Origin of the sequence: Methylobacterium sp. 88A (assembly GCF_000376345.1) — a bacterium.
GTDB classification, from domain to species: Bacteria; Pseudomonadota; Alphaproteobacteria; order Rhizobiales; family Beijerinckiaceae; genus Methylobacterium; species Methylobacterium bullatum.
The window spans coordinates 4563758-4578505 of record NZ_AQVT01000001.1 but is presented as its reverse complement, the minus strand read 5'-3'; the positions used below and the strand labels follow the sequence as shown (position 1 = coordinate 4578505).

The following is a 14748-nucleotide window of genomic DNA, read 5'->3' as shown; positions in this document are numbered from 1 at the left end:
CATCGGGACACATTCGCGTTCCGGTGCGGGATCGCCTATATCGGACCTATTCCAAGTCCGAAGGTTGAGTGATCCATGGCGACGGCGTCGGTCGACACCGCCGGCCGCGACGAAAGCGTCGTGGCCGCAATCGAAAAGCTTCCCGAGTTCCAGCCGGACGCCGTTCCGCCGGGCCGCTCGTCCCTCATCGGCCTCACCCGCGAGGAGTTGAAGGGGCGTCTGGCCGCCATCGGCGTGTCGGAGCGCGAGCAGCGCATGCGCTCGGGCCAGCTCTGGCACTGGCTCAACGCGCGCGGCGCCACCGACTTCGACCAGATGACCAATGTCGGCAAGGGACTCAAGGCCGATCTGGCGCGGGCCTACACCTTGGAGCGGCCCGAGGTCGTCACCGAGCAGGTTTCCCGCGACGGCACGCGCAAGTGGCTGCTGCGCATGGCGCCCACCGGCAAGCACGACCACAATCGCGGCGCCGAGATCGAGTGCGTCTACATTCCCGGCCGTGGGCGCGGCACCCTCTGCGTCTCGTCCCAGGTCGGCTGCACCCTCACCTGCAGCTTCTGCCACACGGGCACGCAGCGCCTCGTGCGCAACCTGACCGCCGCCGAGATCACCGCGCAGGTGGTGGTGGCCCGCGACCGGCTGAACGATTGGGTCGGCCAGAACCCGGTGGCCGCCGGCGAGGACGAGACCCGCCGCGCCGTCACCAACATCGTCTTCATGGGCATGGGCGAACCCCTCTACAACATCGACAACGTCATCGATTCGGTGGGCGTGATGTCCGACCAGGAGGGCCTCGGCCTCTCCCGTCGGCGCATCACCGTCTCGACCTCCGGCGTCGTCCCGCAGATGCAGCGGCTCGGTGAGGAGGCCCACGCCATGCTGGCGATCTCGCTCCACGCGGTGCGCGACGACCTGCGCGACACCCTGGTGCCGCTGAATCGCAAATATCCCCTGGCCGAACTGCTCGCGGCCTGCCGCCACTATCCCGGCCTCAACAATGCCCGCCGCATCACCTTCGAATATGTGATGCTGAAGGGCGTCAACGATTCCGATGCGGATGCACGCGAACTGGTGCGGCTGCTCAAGGGCATCCCGGCCAAGATCAACCTGATCCCGTTCAACCCCTGGCCCGGCAGCATCTACGAATGCTCCGACTGGGAGCGGATCGAGCAATTCTCCGAGATCGTCTATGAGGCCGGCTACGCCTCGCCGGTGCGGACGCCTCGCGGCCGCGACATCCTCGCCGCCTGCGGCCAGCTCAAGAGCGAGACCGAGAAGCTGCGCGCCCGCGCCCGGATGATGCTGGAAGACGGGATCGGCGCCGAGGGCGTCTATGCCGGGGCCGATGACGACGAAGGCTGAGCGCGTCCCATGCGGCTCATCGGCCGCCTGATCTGGGCGAGCCTCGCCCTGTGCCTCGCCATTCCCTGTGGGGCCCTGGTGCTCGTCCTTGCCATCCTGGTCGATCCGGTCTCCAGCGAGGCGCTGACCCGGCTCGGCCTGTTCGGGTTCCTGCAGGGGATGACCGACCTCGCCTCCGGGATCGGTCCCGACGCCCTGCTTCTCCTGGCCGCCGGCATCGCCCGCGCCGGGTTCGTCCTGCTGGTGCTGCCACCCCTCGCCATGGCGCTCATCGGCGAGGCGATGAACCTGCGCAGCGCTCCGGCCTATGCTGTCGGCACGGGGCTCGCCACCGCCCTCGTGCCGTGGCTGATGCGGGGCGCGCCCGCCTCCCTCGCCGCCCACAACCTCGCCGTCGAGGGACGGGTGACCGCCCTGCTTTTCCTTGCCGGAGCGGCCGCCGGGCTGGTCTATGGCTGGATCGCCATACGCGACCGGCCCGTGGGGGCCTGAACGGGCACCGCTGCCGCTGCGTTGGCTGCGACGGGCATCGGCGCAGGATGCCGTGGGAGAGCCTCGCATGATGGATTGGGCATGACCGGACATCGCTTCAGCCTCGCCCTGGCGCTTCTCACGATGCTGTCTGGACCGGCCCTCGCCCAGGCGGCCCCGGAACTGCCGCCGATCCCCTCCGACGACGCCCGCATCCTCCCCGTCCTCGGGACCCACGGCATGGTCTCATCGCAGGACGCCCTGGCGACCCGCGTCGGTGTCGCGATCCTGAAAGGCGGGGGCAATGCCGTCGATGCCGCCGTGGCGGTGGGCTTCGCCCTCGCGGTGACGCTGCCGCAGGCGGGCAATCTCGGCGGCGGCGGGTTCATGCTCGTTCGCCTCGCCGGCACCGGCGAGACCGTGGCCATCGATTTTCGCGAGACGGCACCCGCCGCGGCGACGGCGGACATGTTTCTCGCCCCCGACGGGCAGCCCGATCGCGGCGCATCCATCCGCACCGGCAAGGCCGTCGGCGTCCCAGGCTCCGTGCGCGGATTGGCCGAGGCTCACCGCCTCTACGGGTCGGGCCGCTTCACCCTCGCCGATCTCATTGCCCCGGCCAGGGCTTTGGCCAGGGATGGGATTCCCGTGGAGGGCGGGCTCGCCGATTCGCTGCCCCGCGCCGCCGACCGCCTCGGGCGCTGGCCTTCGAGCCGGGCCGTGTTCTTCCGCGACGGGCGTCCGCTCCAGCGGGGCGAGACCCTGGTCCAGCCCGATCTCGCCGTGACCCTCGCGGCCATCGCCGAGCATGGACCCGATGCGTTCCATACCGGCCCGATCGCGGAGCGGATCGCGGCGGCGGCGAGACGCGTGGGCGGAGTGCTGACGCCTGCCGATCTCGCCGCCTATCGCCCCGCGATCCGCCAGCCCATTCGCGGCACCTACCGCGGCTACGAGATCGTCTCGATGCCGCCGCCGAGTTCCGGCGGCGTCCATCTCATCGAGATCCTCAACATCCTCGAAGGGTTCGACCTGGCCGCGATGGGCGCGGGCAGCGCCCAGGCCCTCCACATCCTCGCCGAGGCGATGAAGCCGGCCTATGCCGACCGCGCCACCTGGCTCGGCGATCCGTCCCGCTCGGAGGTGCCGGTGCGGGGCCTCACCGCCAAGGCCTATGCCGAGACCCTGCGCGCCGCCATCGACCCCGCTCGCGCCCGCCCGGCCGAGGCGGTGAAGGCCGGCGACCCGCTGCCTTACGAATCCGACCAGACCACCCACTATTCCGTGGTGGACCGCGCCGGGAACGCCGTCTCCACCACCACGACCCTCAACTTCTCCTACGGGCTCGGCCTCGTGGCGGAGGGGACCGGCGTCCTCCTCAACAACGAGATGGACGATTTTTCCGCCAAGACCGGGAGCGTCAACGCCTATGGCCTCGTGGGCGGCCCAGCCAATGCGGTGGCGCCGGGCGCCCGGCCGCTCTCCTCGATGACCCCGGCCATCGTGCTCAAGGACGGGCGCCTCGTCCTCGTCACCGGAAGTCCGGGCGGCAGCCGCATCATCTCCACGGTGCTGCAGGTGATCGTCAACGTCATCGATTTCCGCATGAACCTCGCCGAGGCCGTCACCGCCCCGCGCATCCATCACCAATGGCGGCCCGACGTGCTGTTCGCCGAGGACGGGCTCTCGCCGGACACCCTCGCCCTGCTCCGGGCGAAGGGACACGCGGTGCGGGTGGGGTCGAGTTCGGGCTCGGCCAATTCGGTGATGACGGGTGACGGGCTCGTGGCCGGGGCCGCCGACACGCGCCAGCGCGGAACCCTGGCCGAGGGCGAATAGGGCGGTTCGGGTCGGGCGGATGGTGCGGCGGGACGGCGCGCGCTACAGGAAGGGCATCATTCCGGGTTTCCGATGCATATCCTTCGCTCCATCGCCTTCAACATCGTCTTCTACCTCGCCACCGCCCTCATCGCGATCGGCGGCTTGCCCGCCCTCGTCTCGGAGCGGGCCTGCATCCGTGTCGCCCGGTTCTGGGCCAAGGTGAGCCTGTGGCTGCTGCGCGTGGTCGGGGGCGTGCGCGTGGAGTTCAGGGGGTTGCACCACCGCCCCCCCGGCGCGCTGCTGGTGGCGTCCAAGCACCAATCCGCCCTCGAGACCCTGGCCCTCGTCACCGCCTTCCCGGATTTCGCCTATATCCTCAAGCGCGAGCTGCTCTGGATTCCGCTCTTCGGCTGGTTCCTGTCCCGTTCCGGCATGGTCGCCATCGACCGCTCCAAGGGCACCCGCGCCATGGCGGCGATGAACGAGGCGGCGGCCCGCGCCATCCGCGACGGACGCCAACTCATCATCTTCCCCGAGGGCACCCGCAAGGCGCCGGGTTCGCCCCCCGCCTACAAGCTCGGCATCACCCATCTGTACGCGGCGCTCGGCGTACCCTGCCTGCCCGTCGCCCTCAACAGCGGTCTCTACTGGCCGCGCCGCCAGCTGACCCGCCGCCCCGGCACCACGGTGATCGAGTTCCTCGCCCCCATCGCCCCCGGCCTCGACCGCACGGCGTTCCTGGAGGAGATGCAGACTCGGATCGAAGCCGCCTCCGATGCCCTCCTGGCATCCGGCCGGGCGGATCTGGCGGCACGCGGTCATGCCGTGCCCGGGACCGGTGCCGTCGCAGAACAATCCAGGACCGCGTGAGCGCTCAGTCTATCCACAGGCTGTGGATAAGCCGGTCTAAGGCACCCTGCGGGGAGCGAAAGCGCGACTCTTGACGGAAGGAAATTGTTAAGATTACTATGGAACAAAGGGCGAACGGAAAAGCCGCGTTTGTTCTGCACCGCAAGGCGCGGAACACGGCTTTCACCGAGGCCCATCCTCTGATCAGGAGATCCATCCATGCGCGAAGTACGTCTCAGGACGACGGCCAGCCTGCGTGGAACTCCTGCCCTGGTGCTGAGCGCTTGGCGCGGCCGGTCCGGCCGCCGTTACGTCGTCGGCATCCATGAACTGGCCGAGCTCGAACTCGACGACATGGGCGAGGCGGTGGTGATGGCCGTGCGGCGGGACTCCGCCGGGATCGGCGAACTCATCGCCGTGGCCGCGGCCGGATCGAGCCCGCGCGAGCGGCTCACCCGCAACTGGATCGCCCGTGCGCGCCATGGCGGCGCCACGGAGATGCATGTCCACCGCCTGGCCGAGGATGAGGCCGAGCGGTGCGAGATCGTCGCCGATCTCCATGTGGATCGGCCTATGGACCAGATCACGAGCGTCGCCGCCTGAATCGGCGGGCGGCCATGCTTTCGCCGCGTTGAGACCCGCCAAAGCTCAGTCACGAAGGATACCCCGTCGACGGCGACGGGGCTTCGAGATCGAGGCGAGTGGACGATGGCGCAGGCACCGGATTTGACGGCCAGGAAACGGCCATCGCGGACCGGCCTGTTCCTGCCCTACATTCTCCTCCTCGCCGTTGTCCTGATCTGGAGCGCGGGTTGGTTCTGGATTCGCGGCAAGGCCGGGTCCGAGATGGATGCCTGGATCGCCCGCGAGGCCTCGGCCGGGCGCAACTGGACCTGCGCCGACCGCACCATCACTGGCTATCCCTTCCGGATCGAACTGCGCTGCGCCTCCCTCGCCTTCTCGCGGGCGGACAGCCGCTTCACCCTCGGATCGTTGACCGCGGTGGTTCAGGTCTATCAGCCGCGCCAGGGCATCCTGCAGGCGAGCGGGCCGTTCCACGTGGAACAGGACGGCCTCGTCGCCGACGCCACCTGGACCTCACTGGAGGCGAGTTTCCACGGCACGTCCGACGGGTTCACGCGGGCCTCCCTGGCGGTGGATGGGCCGAAAGTCAGCGTGAAGAATGCCGCGCCGCAGCCCATCGACGTGGCGGCCAAGCACCTCGAATTTCACGCCCGGCCGACCCCCGCCCGTTTCGCCACGGAGGGTGCCGTCGATACCAGCCTGCGGCTGACGCAGGCGAACGTGCCGTCCCTCGATCCTCTCCTCGGCAACACCGCCCCCGTCGATATGGCGTTGGATGCCACGGTGAATCAGGCGGCCGTCATCCGGACGGGACAGGTGGCGCGCGAGCTCGAAGCCTGGCGCCGGGCCGGCGGCAGCCTCGACATCGCCCTGCTCTCCCTGGCCAAGGGCGACCGCCGCCTCCAGGCCCAGGGTAAGATCACCCTCGACGACGAGCACCGTCCCGCCGGACAGATCGATATCCGCGCCGCCGGGGTGGAGGCCCTGGTCGGGCAGGTCATGGGCCAGCGTTTCGGGGCCGAGAAGGGTGCCCTGATCGGAGGACTGGTCGGCAAGCTGCTCGGTGGCGGAAGTCGCCGCCAGGACGCCGAAGCGGCCGCCACGCCGGCGGCAGCGGGAGATCCGTCCCTCAAGGCGATGCCGCCCCTGCGCCTCACGGACGGCCGCCTGATGCTGGGTCCGTTCCCGATCCCCAACGTCCAGGTGCCACCACTGTACTGAGAGGCCGTTCGACCCAAGTACATGAGCCGTGATGGTTCAGCAGGAGACATTCATGCCTGCACGACCTCATCCTGAGGTGCCGGAGCGAAGCGGAGGCCTCGAAGGAGCCCTCCAGTTCGCGCAGTGGCTTCTGGAACCCTCCTTCGAGGCCGCTACGCGGCGCCTCAGGATGAGGTCGTCGGTGAGAGAACGGACGTCTTTGCTCGGGGGCGACGGCAAACCAGCCCACTAGTTCATCTTGCGAGACCCTACCGCCCCGAGACCGGTTCATCCTTCGCAGGCTCCGGCGGGGTGCGGCTGCGGCCGAAATCCGCTTCCGCCGTCTCCTGCCCGAGGGCGACGATGCCCCGGCGGATGGCACGGGTGCGGGTGAACAGTTCGAACAGCGCATCGCCGTCGCCCCAGCGAATGGCGCGGGCGAGGGCCGCCAGATCCTCGTTGAAACGGCCGAGCATCTCCAGCACCGCGTCCTTGTTGGTGAGGAACACGTCCCGCCACATGGTCGGGTCGGAGGCGGCGATGCGGGTGAAGTCGCGAAATCCGCCGGCCGAGAACTTGATGACCTCGGATTGCGTCACCGCTTCGAGATCGGCGGCCGTGCCGACGATGTTGTAGGCGATGAGATGCGGCACGTGGCTGGTGATGGCGAGCACGAGGTCGTGATGCTCCGGCGTCATGCTCTCGACGATGGCGCCGAGCCCCTCCCAGAAGGCCTGGACCTGTGCGGTGGCGGCCTCGTCGGTGCCCTCCGGCGGGGTGAGGATGCACCAGCGGCCCGAGAACAGGGTCGAGAAGCCGGCATCGGGTCCGGAATATTCGGTGCCCGCCACGGGATGAGCCGGCACGAAACGAACGCCCTCGGGTAGATGGGGCGAGACGGCGGCGACCACCGAGGCTTTCACCGAACCGACATCGGACAGGATGGCACCGGGTTTCAGATGCGGCGCCATCGCCTCGGCGACGGCCCCCACCGCCCCCACGGGCACGCACAGGATGACGAGGTCGGCGCCCGCGACGGCCTCGGCCTCGCCCGTCGCCTCGTCGGCGAGGCCGAGGGCCCGCACACGCTCGATCACGGCCGGGTCGCGATCGATGGCGACGATGCTCCGCGCCAGCCCGTATTGCCGCGCGCCCCGCGCGATGGAGGAGCCGATCAGCCCGAGGCCGACGATGGCGAGGCGCTCGCAGACGGGGTTCGCCTCAGGCACGGATGCCGTCCTTCACGAAGGCGGTGAGCGCCGTGACGAAGGCGCGGTTGGCCTCCTCGCCGCCGATGGTGACGCGCAGGGCGTCCGGCAGCCCGTAGGAGATCACCCGCCGCACGATGATTCCGCGCGCGGACAGATAAGCGTCGGCCTCGGCGGCGCTCCGATTCGGCTCGTCGGGAAAATGGACGAGGATGAAATTCGCGACGCTTGGGGTGACCACGAGGCCCAGCGAGGAGACGACCTCGGTCATCCAGGCGAGCCACGTCTCGTTATGGGCGACCGCAGCCGCTACATGGGCCTCGTCGGCGATGGCCGCCGCCCCGGCCGCGATGGCGCTGCCCGACAGGTTGAACGGGCCGCGGATGCGGTTCACCGCATCGATCACCCCCGCCGGGCCCACCATCCAGCCGATCCGCAAGGCCGCGAGGCCGTGGATCTTCGAGAAAGTGCGGGTCATCACCACGTTCTCGGCCTCGAGAACGAGTTCGAGGCCGGCGCTGTAATCGTTCGTCCGCACGTACTCGGCATAGGCTCCGTCGAGGACGAGGAGGACGTTCGGCGGCAGGCCCGCATGCAGGCGTCGGATCTCGGCGAAGGGCAGGTAGGTGCCGGTCGGGTTGTTGGGATTGGCGAGGTAGACGATCCTCGTGCGCGGCGTGACGGCGGCGAGGATCGCGTCGACATCGGCGTGCAGATCGCGCTCGGGCACCACCACGGGCGTGCCGCCAGCGGCCAGGATGGCGATGCGGTAGACCAGGAAGCCGTGCTCGGTGAAGATCCCCTCGTCGCCCTCGGAGAGATAGGCGTAGGCGAGGAAGGACAGGAGCTCGTCCGAGCCGGCGCCGCAGACGATGCGAGCGGGATCGAGCCCGTAGCGGAAGGCGATGGCCTCGCGCAGGCGGGTCGAATTGCCGTCCGGATAGAGGGCGAGGCGGAACGCCTCTTCGCGCATGGCCTCGATGGCCAGCGGGCTCGGGCCGAGGGGCGTCTCGTTGGAGGAGAGCTTATGGACCTTCACCGCGCCGGGGGCGCCGCTCTTGCCGGGCACATAGGCCTCGATGGCGAGGATTCCGGGGCGGGGGACGGGACGGGACACGGAGGGAGCGGAGGACATGAGCGCGGGCCGGCTGGAGTTCAGGCTGCCCGTCTAACGCAGCTTGCCCGCCTTGACGAGTGAACCGCCTCTCTCCCGCCTAAGCAGGTTCGCATTGGCAAGCCAACGCTTCACCTCGCTGAGGCCTCTGACGTGTCGCAGGTTTTGGAACGCAAAACCGATGACCACTTTTGCTAAACCTGCTTCGGCGTCACACCCGGAACCGGGCGGCGTGGCTGCCGATCTCGTCGAGGCTTTGCACCCTCGCGCCGGCCCGTTCCAGGGTCTCCCGCAACTGCCGGCCGCCGACCCCGCCCGGCACGGCGATGAGAAGGCGGTGACCGTCCGTTGCCGTGGCGCGCGCCACCACCTCGCCGTAGAGGTCCTGCAGGGCACGGGCGCTCTCGGGCGTCCAGTTCTCGAGCCGGGCCGCGTGGAGCACCCAGTCGCGCTGGGCGGCGGCCGGATCGTCGAGGGGGTTGGCCACCACGAAGACCGGCGTGCCGGCGGGATGGGTCGGCCGCTCGATGAAGGGCAGCCGCGCGATCACCTTGGGCCGCCCCTCGCCGACGAGACCCTCCCACCAGGGCGCCTCCGGGCTCGGCGGCGCGGAACCTTCGGGGTCGAGGCGGAAGATGCCGAGATCGCCGCGCGAGGCGGCCACGGCCTCGATCACCGCCGCGCAGGTGGGATGCGGCCGGTAGGGCACCGTGAATCCGAAATGGAAGCGCGCCGAGTCGCGCATCGGTGCGTCGCCGCCGGACACGTCCGCATGGACGCTGAACGGGGCCTGGACCCAGGTGAAGGTGGCGATGATGACCCGCCATATCCCCTCCACGGTGTCGAGGGGGAGCAGCCCGCGATGGCGCTCGGCCACGCGCCGCATCATCGAGGCCTCGCGGCCGGGCCGGAAGGCCGAGCCGCTGGCCGAGGTGCGCTTGACCGCGATGAGCCGGTCGATGATCGAGCCGCGCTGGATCAGCAGGGCATGCATCTCCGCGTCGATCCGGTCGATCTCGGCGCGCAGCTCGGCGAGATTGTCGAGGGGCGGTGCGGGTCTCGTGGTGAAGCGCATGCGGGCTGTCGCGTCCGGCGGCGGGTATGGATCGGGTATGGATCTCGCCGACCCCGCATGAGGGAGACGGCCGATCGTGTCTACGTTTCCCGAAGCCCGAGGACCAGAGCACCGGTTGTGACCTTCTCGCGCGCGGCCCCTTTCGTTGACGCCCGTGCATACGCACATTACGCCCACATGTCGTCCGGCTGGGCCGGGCACCGATGGGGATGGACCTTCGCGACGCGTCGATGGGGTGGCGACCGGCCGCCCCCCTCGCATCACCGCGAAAGCGAATCGGCGAACAACGCGCGAAGACGCCTGATGACCATGTCGCTCGACAGTCTCGCAAGGCCCGACGAGGGGAACATCCGCCAGGACGGCATCCCGACGGATGCGCCGCCCTCCCTCGATCCGCGAAGCCCGGTGGCCTCGTTCGCCCTCGACGAACCGCTCGCAATGGATGCCGGCGTCGATCTCGCGCCTTTCCGGATCGCCTACCAGACGGCCGGCACCCTCAACGCCGACCGGTCGAACGCGGTGCTGATCTGCCATGCGCTCACCGGGGACCAGCATTTCGCCCACACCCATCCGGTGACGGGCAAGCGCGGCTGGTGGGAGACCCTGGTGGGACCGGGCAAGCCCATCGATACCGACCGCTATTTTGTCATCTGCTCGAACGTGATCGGGTCCTGCATGGGCTCCACGGGTCCGGCCTCCACCGATCCCGCCACGGGCAAGCCCTACGGCCTCGACTTTCCGCTGGTGACGATCCGCGACATGGTGCGGGGTCAGGCGATGCTCCTCGACCGTCTCGGCATCCGCGACCTGTTCCTCTGCGTCGGCGGATCCATGGGCGGCATGCAGGTGCTGCAATGGGCGGCGCTCTATCCCGACCGGGTCTTCGCCGCGATGCCCATCGCCACCGGCGCCCGGCATTCGGCGCAGAACATCGCCTTCCACGAGGTCGGCCGTCAGGCGATCATGGCCGACCCGGCCTGGGCGGAAGGACGCTACCTGGAGGCCGGCACGCGCCCCGCCAAGGGCCTCGGCGTGGCGCGGATGGGCGCCCACATCACCTATCTCTCCGAGCCGGCCTTGCACCGCAAGTTCGGCCGCCGCTTCCAGGGCGGGTCCGCGCCGACCTTCTCGTTCAACGCCGATTTCCAGATCGAGAGCTACCTGCGCCACCAGGGCCTGAGCTTCGTCGAGCGGTTCGACGCCAACGCCTACCTCTACCTGACCCGCGCCATGGATTATTTCGACCTCGCGGCCGACCATGGCGGCGTGCTCGCCAACGCCTTCCGCAACACCCGGACGCGGTTCTGCGTGATGTCCTTCACCTCCGACTGGCTGTTTCCCACGGCGGATTCCCGCGCCATCGTGCATGCGCTGAACGCGGCCTCGGCCTCGGTCGCCTTCGTCGAGGTCGAGAGCGACAAGGGTCACGACGCCTTCCTCCTCGACGAGCCGGTGATGTTCAACGCCGCCAAGGGCTTCATCGACGCCGCGGCCCGGGCGAGGGGCTTGTGACGTCGGTGAGTCGCGTGGCCCTCGCCCCTTGGAGCACGACCGACACGCTGCCGCGCAGCGACGGCGCCCGCGTCGACCATCTCGTCGTGCTCGGTCTCGTGCCGCCGAGCGCCCGCGTCCTCGATATCGGCTGCGGCGACGGAACCCTGCTCGCGCTGCTGCGCGACCGGCGCGGCGTCGACGGGCGCGGCATCGAGCTCTCCCGCGAGGGCGTCAACGCCTGCCTGGCGCGCGGCCTGCCGGTGATCCAGGGCGACGCCGACACCGATCTCGCCAATTACCCCGACGACGCCTTCGACGTGGTGGTCTTGTCCCAGACCATCCAGGCGACGCGCAACCCGCGCATCGTGCTGGAGCACCTGCTCCGCATCGGCCGGCAGGTGGTGATCTCGTTCCCGAATTTCGGCCATTGGCGGGTCCGCTCGGAACTCGCCTTCCGGGGGCGGATGCCGGTGACCGAGCTGATGCCGGAGGAATGGTACGAGACCCAGAACATCCACCATTGCACCATCCGCGACTTCGTCGGCCTGTGCCGGACCGTGGGGGCCGAGATCGAGAAGGCCACGGCGCTCAACGCGCGCGGCCGGCCGATGCGGATCTCCATGCCGTGGTGGGTCTGGAACCTGTTCGGCGCGCAAGGCGTGTTCCTCCTGCGGCGCGGCGACGGAACGCCGTCCGACGCCAACTGAGGCGATCCGGGCGCATACCCCTCCCGAAAGCCGGTGCCCGGCATGCGGCAATCTCCACCGATGGCCTGCATGGGCCGCATCCGGCATGAGGGGCGGCCGATGGGGCAGGAGGAGACAGCCTATTGAGAACCGGGGATCGAGACCGGGCAAACGGGGAAGAACCGCGTTCGCCGACGATCACGCATCTGCAGCAGGCATCGAGCGGCCGGTCCTTCGCCCTGCAATTGCTCATCGTCCTGGTCCTGCTCGCCACCGCGCAGGCCTATGACGGATCGATCCACGGGCTGGGACACTGGATCGTCCTGTCGGTCTATGCCGGGGCCTCGATCCTCCTGGCGCTGCTCAGCCTGCGAACGGCACCCGGTACCGGCATCCCCGTGGGCCCGAGCCGAGCGTGGCTCGGCTGGGGCTCGACCCTCCTCAATGCCAGCGTCGCGATCTACGTCCTCGTCGAGCACATGTTTCTGGGCGCCGCCGACACGGAGGAGGCAGCCGCCGCGGTCAGCCGGATCCCGGCCTTCCTGATCCTGCTGCAGACCGCGCTCACCATGCGCGTCTGGCACACCTGCCTCTTCGCCGGTCTGGTGACGGCGGGGTGGGGCGGCGCCATCCTGTTCGTCTATCTCTCGCCCGAGAGCCAGCATCTGGGACCCCACGTCACCCTCGACGAGGAGGTGCCGGGGCTTCTCACCTTCATGGTCGCCAGCCTCGTGGTCCTCGACGGCGTGCGGCGGCTGACCTGGGCAGTGGCGGCGACGTTCCGGCTGGAGCGGGAGCGCCTGATCCTCACCCGCTTCGTGCCGGCCGCCGTCGCCGAGGATCTGGCGCAGGGCGGCGGTCCGGGCGAGGTCCAGGAGCGTCATGCCTGCCTGTTCGCCCTCGACATCCGCGGCTTCTCGGCGCTGACGCGGACACGGCCTCCCCAGCAGGTGGTGGAGGTCCTCATGGAGATGCGCGCCCTGACGCATCGGGCCGTGACGGAACGCGGCGGCATCGTCGACAAGTATATCGGCGACGGGGTGCTGGCCCAGTTCCTCGTCGGCCCTCCCCAGGCGCAGGCGCGCGCGGCCTTCACCTGTGCCGAGGCGGTCCAGCTGCGGCTGGCGGCCCTCAACCGGCGCCTCGCGGAGAAAGGCCTTCCCTCCTTGCGCGTCACCATCGCGCTGCATGCCGGCGACGTCCTCGTCGGCGTGTTCGACGACGGTCATCGCGCGGAATTCACCGTGCTCGGCCCGGCGATGAACACCCTCGCCCGCATCGAGGCACGGGCCAAGGCCGTGGACCTCCCGATCGCCATCTCGGAGGATTTTCGCGATCTCCTTGCCGGCTCCGGCGCGAGCGGTCTCAACTGGATCTCGGCCGGGACGGTGAGCGAGGCTTCCGGGCCCCGGCTCTACGCCGTCGCGCGCTGAATCGTATCCGGTCCGATGCCATCGGCAGGCTCGTCACTGAGCGTCTCTCACAAAACTCCCGCTGCACCGTCGTGCCGTGAGCGAGAACCGACGGTGACCGGGAGTTTTGTGAGGCACTCTTAATCCCGCATGGTTCGTGTGGCGTGGCACGTCATGGAGGAAAGAGACTTCCTATATCAGTTTCATACAGAGCGAAGCGGGCCAAACATCTGGTCCGCACTGTAAAGGAATTTGTAAAACGCTATGATGAACCGTATCGCCGCCGTCGCTACCGCTCTTGTGCTTGGCGCTGCTTCGATCTCTTCTGCAACGGCGTTCGAGCGCCCCTCGCGCTACACCGCTTTCTCGCCCTATGACGTCACCGAGACGGGCTCCCTCAGGGAGGTCAGCCGCCCGCCCGCCTATCTCGGCTGCCCGATGAGCTCGGCCGCCGAGGGCAATGCCAACCAGCAGAATTTCCCGGTCCAGCAATACGGTCAGACCTCGGGCGGAAACCGCTGCTGATCGCTTGAGACGAAAGGGACGGACATGGTTTTGAAGGGCTTTTCCTACGCCATGATCGGTGCCTTCGCGGGCGGCCTGATCTGGACGATCGTCGGCACCGCGAGCGTCTTCCTGGCCTCGTAGGTCGGACGTTCACCGAGACCGGAACGCAGTGCGGCGGGGCGAGAGCCCCGCCGTTTCCATTTCAGGGATCGCGTCGGATCTCCAGGGTGGCGACCTCGTACGTGATCGCCGCCCCTCCCCTCTCGAACTGCCTGATCACCGTCCGCAACGCGCCGGGCGACAGGGGACGGACGATGCCCGGCGTTCCCGCCCCGATGGTGCGAAGCGATCGGAGGAAGGCCCGGCCGTCGGCATGTGTCTCGACGACCGGCTCCAGGAACACGTTGCTCGTGCAGCCGGAGAATCGGAGCCGGGCCAGGGCCTCCGCCGTCGGATAGGACGGTGTGGCGGGGCGATGGCCGACGGCCTCATGCGCCTCGTGCCATTCGCGGAAGGTGCCCGAGGCCAAGGTCGTCACCGCGAGGAACCTGCCGGGCGCCAGCAGGCCGGCGAGGCGGCCGAGCGCGCTCTCCAGATCCTCGAACCATTGCGCCGCCAGGCTCGAACAGATCAGGTCGAAGCCCGGCGCCAGGCAGGGCCGCTCGCCGTCCATGACGAGAAAGGCCAAATCCGGCCGATGCTGCATGCGCTCGCGCGCCCGGCGGATCATGGCGGGGGACAGATCCGATGCCACCATCAGGCCGGGCGTCACATGAGCGAGGACGGCCCGCGTGAGGAAGGCGGTGCCGCAGCCGATCTCGAGAATGTGTGGCGACGGGGGAAGGGGCAGGGCGGCGATGCGCTGCGCCAGCCGCCCGGCGACCTCCGCCTGGATGATTCCGGCGGCATCGTAATCGTCCGCCCCGTCGAAGGCCCGGGCCACAGCCTGTTTCCAGGGACGCAT

The 14748-nt window shown here is 69.3% G+C and carries 14 protein-coding genes; 10 read left to right on the top strand and 4 right to left on the bottom strand.

What is annotated here, in order from left to right; translation table 11 throughout:
* The first annotated feature begins 75 nt into the window (after nt 1–75).
* From rlmN to A3OM_RS0121790, 6 genes are all read left to right on the top strand, one after another.
* Nucleotides 76–1362, top strand: a complete 1287-nt coding sequence (rlmN, locus tag A3OM_RS0121815; protein ID WP_018045922.1) for a 23S rRNA (adenine(2503)-C(2))-methyltransferase RlmN — start codon at nt 76–78, stop codon at nt 1360–1362.
* Nucleotides 1363–1371: 9 nt separating this feature from the next.
* The gene (locus A3OM_RS0121810) at nt 1372–1854 is read left to right on the top strand and encodes a hypothetical protein (protein WP_018045921.1); all 483 of its coding nucleotides are present in this window, start codon (nt 1372–1374) and stop codon (nt 1852–1854) included.
* A gap of 81 nt (nt 1855–1935) precedes the next feature.
* A complete protein-coding gene (gene ggt, locus A3OM_RS0121805) occupies nt 1936–3672 on the top strand; it encodes a gamma-glutamyltransferase (RefSeq protein WP_018045920.1) in 1737 nt (578 codons plus the stop codon).
* A 72-nt stretch (nt 3673–3744) separates the two neighbouring features.
* The gene (locus A3OM_RS0121800; protein ID WP_018045919.1) at nt 3745–4524 is read left to right on the top strand and encodes a lysophospholipid acyltransferase family protein; all 780 of its coding nucleotides are present in this window, start codon (nt 3745–3747) and stop codon (nt 4522–4524) included.
* Between the two features lie 198 nt (nt 4525–4722).
* On the top strand, nt 4723–5106 hold the full coding sequence (locus A3OM_RS24510) for a hypothetical protein (protein WP_051074345.1): 384 nt from the start codon (nt 4723–4725) through the stop codon (nt 5104–5106).
* A 105-nt stretch (nt 5107–5211) separates the two neighbouring features.
* The gene (locus A3OM_RS0121790) at nt 5212–6309 is read left to right on the top strand and encodes a DUF2125 domain-containing protein (RefSeq protein WP_018045917.1); all 1098 of its coding nucleotides are present in this window, start codon (nt 5212–5214) and stop codon (nt 6307–6309) included.
* Nucleotides 6310–6557: 248 nt separating this feature from the next.
* Here the strand turns inward: A3OM_RS0121790 and A3OM_RS0121785 are convergent, their stop codons facing one another.
* From A3OM_RS0121785 to A3OM_RS0121775, 3 genes are all read right to left on the bottom strand, one after another.
* On the bottom strand, nt 6558–7517 hold the full coding sequence (locus A3OM_RS0121785) for a prephenate/arogenate dehydrogenase family protein (RefSeq protein ID WP_018045916.1): 960 nt from the start codon (nt 7515–7517) through the stop codon (nt 6558–6560).
* Complete coding sequence (locus A3OM_RS0121780; protein WP_018045915.1) at nt 7510–8631, bottom strand: histidinol-phosphate transaminase; 1122 nt, start codon at nt 8629–8631, stop codon at nt 7510–7512. The genes A3OM_RS0121785 and A3OM_RS0121780 overlap by 8 nt, the downstream gene beginning before the upstream one ends.
* 190 nt (nt 8632–8821) lie before the next feature.
* A complete protein-coding gene (locus tag A3OM_RS0121775) occupies nt 8822–9685 on the bottom strand; it encodes a chorismate mutase (RefSeq protein ID WP_018045914.1) in 864 nt (287 codons plus the stop codon).
* A 303-nt stretch (nt 9686–9988) separates the two neighbouring features.
* Here A3OM_RS0121775 and A3OM_RS0121770 point away from each other — a divergent pair, with 303 nt between their 5' ends.
* The 4 genes from A3OM_RS0121770 (at nt 9989) to A3OM_RS0121755 (ending at nt 13802) form a co-directional block, all read left to right on the top strand.
* On the top strand, nt 9989–11197 hold the full coding sequence (locus tag A3OM_RS0121770; RefSeq protein ID WP_018045913.1) for a homoserine O-acetyltransferase: 1209 nt from the start codon (nt 9989–9991) through the stop codon (nt 11195–11197).
* A gap of 14 nt (nt 11198–11211) precedes the next feature.
* Nucleotides 11212–11886 (top strand): methionine biosynthesis protein MetW, encoded by a 675-nt coding sequence (gene metW / locus A3OM_RS0121765; protein WP_244474586.1) that lies wholly within the window; start codon nt 11212–11214, stop codon nt 11884–11886.
* A 122-nt stretch (nt 11887–12008) separates the two neighbouring features.
* The gene (locus tag A3OM_RS0121760; protein WP_081612712.1) at nt 12009–13298 is read left to right on the top strand and encodes an adenylate/guanylate cyclase domain-containing protein; all 1290 of its coding nucleotides are present in this window, start codon (nt 12009–12011) and stop codon (nt 13296–13298) included.
* A gap of 243 nt (nt 13299–13541) precedes the next feature.
* On the top strand, nt 13542–13802 hold the full coding sequence (locus A3OM_RS0121755; protein WP_018045910.1) for a hypothetical protein: 261 nt from the start codon (nt 13542–13544) through the stop codon (nt 13800–13802).
* A 184-nt stretch (nt 13803–13986) separates the two neighbouring features.
* On the opposite strand, the gene A3OM_RS0121745 is transcribed toward A3OM_RS0121755, so the two are convergent.
* Nucleotides 13987–14748, bottom strand: a complete 762-nt coding sequence (locus A3OM_RS0121745; RefSeq protein ID WP_026176298.1) for a methyltransferase domain-containing protein — start codon at nt 14746–14748, stop codon at nt 13987–13989.